This window comes from Thalassospira sp. UBA1131, assembly GCF_002311515.1.
Lineage (GTDB): Bacteria > Pseudomonadota > Alphaproteobacteria > Rhodospirillales > Thalassospiraceae > Thalassospira.
On the sequence record NZ_DCAO01000104.1, the window covers coordinates 49,354 to 54,430 of the forward strand.

Below are 5,077 nucleotides of genomic sequence, written 5' to 3' on the forward strand. Positions count from 1 at the left end.
CCGAAAAGCCAGGGGATATGCGGAGGAGTACCCGACCATGAGTCCCACTTACCCCTGTTTTGTCGGTGTCGATGTCGGCACCGGAAGTGCGCGCGCCGGCGTGTTTGACGCCAATGGCAAATTGCTTGGCAGTGCCGCACACGCAATTGCGATGAACCGCCCGAAACCCGATTTTGTCGAACAGGATTCTGAAAATATCTGGCAGTCGGTCTGTCAGTCGGTGCGGGATGCCATGGCCAAATCCGAGGTCCCTGCGCAAAAGGTCGCCGCCATCGGGTTTGATGCCACATGCTCGCTCGTGATCCGCGATCAGGATAACAAACCATTGGCCGTCACCCCCAATGGTGCGGACAACTGGGATGTGATCGTCTGGATGGATCACCGGGCCGTGCGCGAGGCCGAGGAATGCACCGCCACCGGTGCGAAGGTGCTGGAATATATTGGCGGCACCATGTCACCTGAAATGGAAATGCCCAAGCTGATGTGGCTGAAACGCCATCACAATGCCGCCTGGCAGAAAATGGGCGCGGCGTATGATCTGGCCGATTTCCTGTCATTCCGCGCAACCGGCAGCAACGCCCGATCCTGCTGCACGGTGACGTGCAAATGGACCTACCTTGCCCATCAGGATGAACCATGGGATCGCGATTTCCTTAAAACCATCGGCATGGAAGACCTGAATGACAAGATCAACATGCATGACAGTGCGCTTGCAGTTGGGGAACTGATCGGATCCCTTTCCGAACAGGGGGCAGCCGACCTTGGCCTGACGACTGATTGCGTGGTGGGCGCGGGCCTGATTGATGCCCATGCCGGGGCGCTGGGCACGCTTGGCGAATATCTTGATGGCAACCTTGATCAGCATTTTGCCATGATCGCGGGGACATCGACCTGCCATATGGCGCTATCGAAAGAACCGCGCTTTATCAAGGGTGTCTGGGGTCCGTATTTCGGGGCGATTGCCCCGAACCTTTGGCTGAACGAAGGCGGACAATCGGCAACGGGTGCGTTGCTGGATCACATCGTTGCCATGCATCCGTTTTCTCATGACATGGGCCGTGATGCCCACAAGCTTGCCGGTGAAAAACTGATGCCGATGATGGCAGAAAAAACCGATCTAGCACCGCGCCTGCATGTTCTACCTGATTTCCATGGCAACCGATCGCCGCTGGCCGATCCGGAAGCCCTTGGCGTGATTTCCGGCCTGACACTGGATCAAAGCGAGGAAAGCTTCCTGAAGCTTTACTGGGCCACCGCGTGCGCGATTGCCTACGGCACGCGCCACATCATCGATGCGATGAATGATACCGGCTATGACATCACCCACATCCATCTGAGCGGCGGGCACACCGCCAGCAAGGTGCTGGTGAAACTCTATGCCGATGTCACCGGCTGCACGGTTGTGATGTCTGATTGCGAAGAGCCGGTGCTGCTGGGATCGGCGATGCTGGCCGCCGGTGCCCTGGATGCAAAAGGCGGTCTTGCCCGGGCCGCGCGCCAGATGGCCGGCAAGGAAACCGCCCATGCGCCCGATCCATCGGCCAAGGCTGATCATGATCGCAGATACGCGATTTTCCATCAGATGCATGCGCACCGTCAGAGCCTTGATAGCATGAGCAAAACCTGATTTTTGCCTGCCCAAAAGTGCGATATCTACGCCGTTCGTGCGGGTTTGGCGCGGCGCACCCTATCCAAAAGGCGCTTGACCTTATTGGGGGTTGCGGTCAAAACAAAAGGGCCGATGCAAACGCATCGGCCCTTTCTTTCGCACGCGCAACGGCGGGGTCGGGGGATCATGCAGAAATTTAAATTCTGCACCGTCACGGCGCGATGCCGTTTAAGGCCAGCCTTTTGATCAAGGCTGGCCTTAAATTTTATTCAGCCGGATGTTCGTGGGCGGCCTGGACTTCGTCCTTTTTCTTCCGGTTCTTGGCAAAGGTGCCAACAATCAGAACAAAGAACAGCGGCACGAAGAAGATCGCAAGCACGGTTGCCGCAATCATCCCGCCCATCACACCGGTACCCACGGCCACACGGGCCCCGGCACCGGCACCGGTCGAAATTGCCAGCGGCACGACACCAAGGGTGAAGGCCATCGACGTCATGATGATCGGACGCAGACGCTGACGGGCGGCCTCGACAGTTGCCTCAAGAAGCCCCATCCCATCGTCATAAAGTTCGCGGGCGAACTCGACAATCAGGATGGCGTTCTTGGCCGACAAACCAATCGTGGTCAGGATCGCCACCTGGAAATAGACGTCATCGGGCAGACCACGCAGCATGGCTGCGATCACCGCACCAAGGACACCCAGCGGCACGACCATCATCACCGAAATCGGAATGGCCCAGCTTTCATAAAGCGCTGCCAGACACAGGAAGACGACGATCATTGACAGAGCATACAATGCCGGTCCCTGTTCGCCCGCTTCGCGTTCTTCATAGGACAGTCCCTGCCATTCCAGACCGATATCGCCTGGAAGCTGCGATACAAGCTCTTCCATCGCGGACATGGCATCACCGGATGCTACGCCAGGTGCAGCAGAACCCTGAATGTTCAGCGAGGACAGCCCGTTGAAGCGTTCCAGACGCGGAGAACCATAGGTCCACTCACTCGTAGAGACAGCCGAAATCGGCACCATCTCGCCCGACTGGTTACGGACATACCAGTAATCCATGTCTTCTGGCATCATGCGGTATTTGGCATCAGCCTGCATATAGACGCGCTTGACGCGGCCATTTTCGATGAAGTCGTTGACATAGCTTGAACCCCAAGCAGCCGCCAGCGTCTGGTTGATATCGGCAAGGTCAACACCAAGGGCGCTGGCCTTTTCCTGATCAATTTTGATATTGAACTGCGGGGTATCATTCAGACCGTTCGGACGCACACCGACAAGACGCGGGTCCTGCGATGCCATGCCCAAAAGCTGGTTGCGGGCCGCAATCAGGGCGTCGTGACCATTGCCACCGCGGTCGACAAGCTGCAGGTCAAAGCCGTTCGCGGTACCAAGTTCGATAATCGCCGGTGGTGCAAAGGCAAAGACCATGGCTTCGCGGATCTGGGCAAACGCGCCATAGGCACGACCAATCACCGCATCAACCGATTGATCCGCACGGGTACGTTCAGACCAGTCTTTCAGGTTCAAGAATGCAATACCGGCGTTCTGTCCACTACCGGCAAACGAGAAGCCGGCAACAGTGAAAATACCGTCGATGTTTTCCGCTTCGTTCTCCATGAAGTGATTTTCGATCTTCTTGAGAACATCAACCGTGCGTTCCTGCGATGCCCCGGCAGGCAGTTGCACCATGGAAAACATGATGCCCTGATCTTCTTCAGGCAGGAATGAGCCCGGCAGACGGCCAAACAGTGCGGCCAGCGCGACAACCAAAATCCCGTAAACGAACAGGTAGCGCCATTTGCGATTCACGACATGACCGACGCTTCCCTGATAGAAAGTGTTGGTCTTCTCGAACCCGCGGTTAAACCAGCCAAACGGGCCTTTCTTCTTGGTCGGATCGGTGTGACCGGGTTTGAGCATGGTCGCACAAAGGGCCGGTGTCAGAACAATTGCCACAACCACCGAAAGCGCCATGGCCGACACAATCGTTACCGAGAACTGACGATAAATCGCCCCCGTAGACCCGGCAAAGAACGCCATCGGCACGAACACGGCTGACAGCACCAAGGCAATACCAATCAGCGCGCCAGTAATCTGGCCCATGGATTTCCGCGTTGCTTCGCGCGGCGGAAGACCGTCTTCTTCCATCACACGTTCGACGTTTTCGACCACGACAATCGCGTCATCGACCAAAAGGCCGATGGCCAACACCATGGCAAACATGGTCAGCGTGTTGATCGAATAGCCAAAGGCAGCAAGGACCCCGAATGTGCCGAGCAAGACAACCGGCACGGCAATCGTCGGAATAAGCGTTGCCCGCCAGTTCTGCAGGAACAGGAACATCACCAGGAAGACGAGAACAATCGCCTCAAACAGGGTGTGCACAACCGATTCAATCGAAACCTCGACGAACGGTGTCGTGTCATAGGGATAGACGATCTCGATCCCTTGCGGGAAGAACGGTTTCAGTTCTGCCAGACGGGCCTTGACCGCATCTGCGGTATCAAGGGCGTTGGCACCGGTGGCAAGGTTGATACCGATACCGGTTGCCGCTTGCGCATTGTACCGCGCCACGATCTCATAGCTTTCGCCGCCGATTTCGATGCGCGCAACGTCACCAAGACGGACCTGCGCACCATCGGTTTCGACTTTCAGCAGGATATTGGCGAATTCATCGACCGTTTGCAGTTTGCTTTGCGCGGTGATGGTTGCGTTGATCTGCTGACCTTCGACGGAAGGCGCACCGCCAATCTGACCGGCGGTGACTTCGGTGTTTTGTGCCTCGATGGCATTGTTAACATCCATCACCGTCAGGTTATAGGACAGCATCTTGTTCGGATCGAGCCAGATGCGCATCGCATGCTGCGCACCAAACACCTGAACCGAGCCAACACCATTCACACGCGCAATCGGGTCTTCCACCGACGACACAACAAAGTCCGAGAGGTCTTCGGCATTCATCGACCCATCGCCCGACACAAAGCCGACAACCATGAGGAACGAGCCACTGGACTTAGTGACGGTTACGCCCTGCTGCTGCACTTCGTTTGGAAGTGACGACATGGCAGCCTGCAGTTTGTTCTGGACCTGAACCTGGGCAATGTCTGGATCGGCTTCGGGCTCAAAAGTAAGCGTAATCGAAGCCTGACCATTCCCCGACGAGGTCGAGGACATGTAACGCAGATAATCAAGACCGTTCATCTGCTGCTCGATCACCTGCGTGACCGTGTTTTCAACAGTTTGGGCCGATGCCCCCGGATAGGTTGCCTCGATCTCAACCGAAGGCGGTGCAATCGAAGGATACTGTTCGATTGGCAACTGCCAAAGCGAGAGCCCCCCCGCCAGCATGATCACCAAGGCAATAACCCAGGCGAAGACGGGGCGATCAATAAAGAATTTTGCCATTGAATAAGTCCTTATTCGGCGGCTTTGGCGGTTTCAACGGGCTGCGGCGCAACCGG

General features: G+C 56.7%; 2 protein-coding genes. One reads left to right on the forward strand and one right to left on the reverse strand.

What is annotated here, in order from left to right; all coding sequences use genetic code 11:
• Window positions 1-37: 37 nt before the first annotated feature.
• Window positions 38-1,627: an FGGY-family carbohydrate kinase gene (locus tag B3Z49_RS16355; RefSeq protein ID WP_296992795.1), complete on the forward strand. Its 1,590-nt coding sequence runs from the start codon at window positions 38-40 to the stop codon at window positions 1,625-1,627.
• A 247-nt stretch (window positions 1,628-1,874) separates the two neighbouring features.
• Here the strand turns inward: B3Z49_RS16355 and B3Z49_RS16360 are convergent, their stop codons facing one another.
• The gene (locus B3Z49_RS16360; RefSeq protein WP_296992797.1) at window positions 1,875-5,021 is read right to left on the reverse strand and encodes an efflux RND transporter permease subunit; all 3,147 of its coding nucleotides are present in this window, start codon (window positions 5,019-5,021) and stop codon (window positions 1,875-1,877) included.
• Window positions 5,022-5,077: the final 56 nt, after the last annotated feature.

Bases quoted from the DNA above. Each gene is read 5' to 3' on its own strand.
- B3Z49_RS16355 (WP_296992795.1), top strand. From the start codon at position 38: ATGAGTCCCACTTACCCCTGTTTTGTCGGTGTCGATGTCGGCACCGGA.
- B3Z49_RS16360 (WP_296992797.1), bottom strand. From the start codon at position 5,021: ATGGCAAAATTCTTTATTGATCGCCCCGTCTTCGCCTGGGTTATTGCC.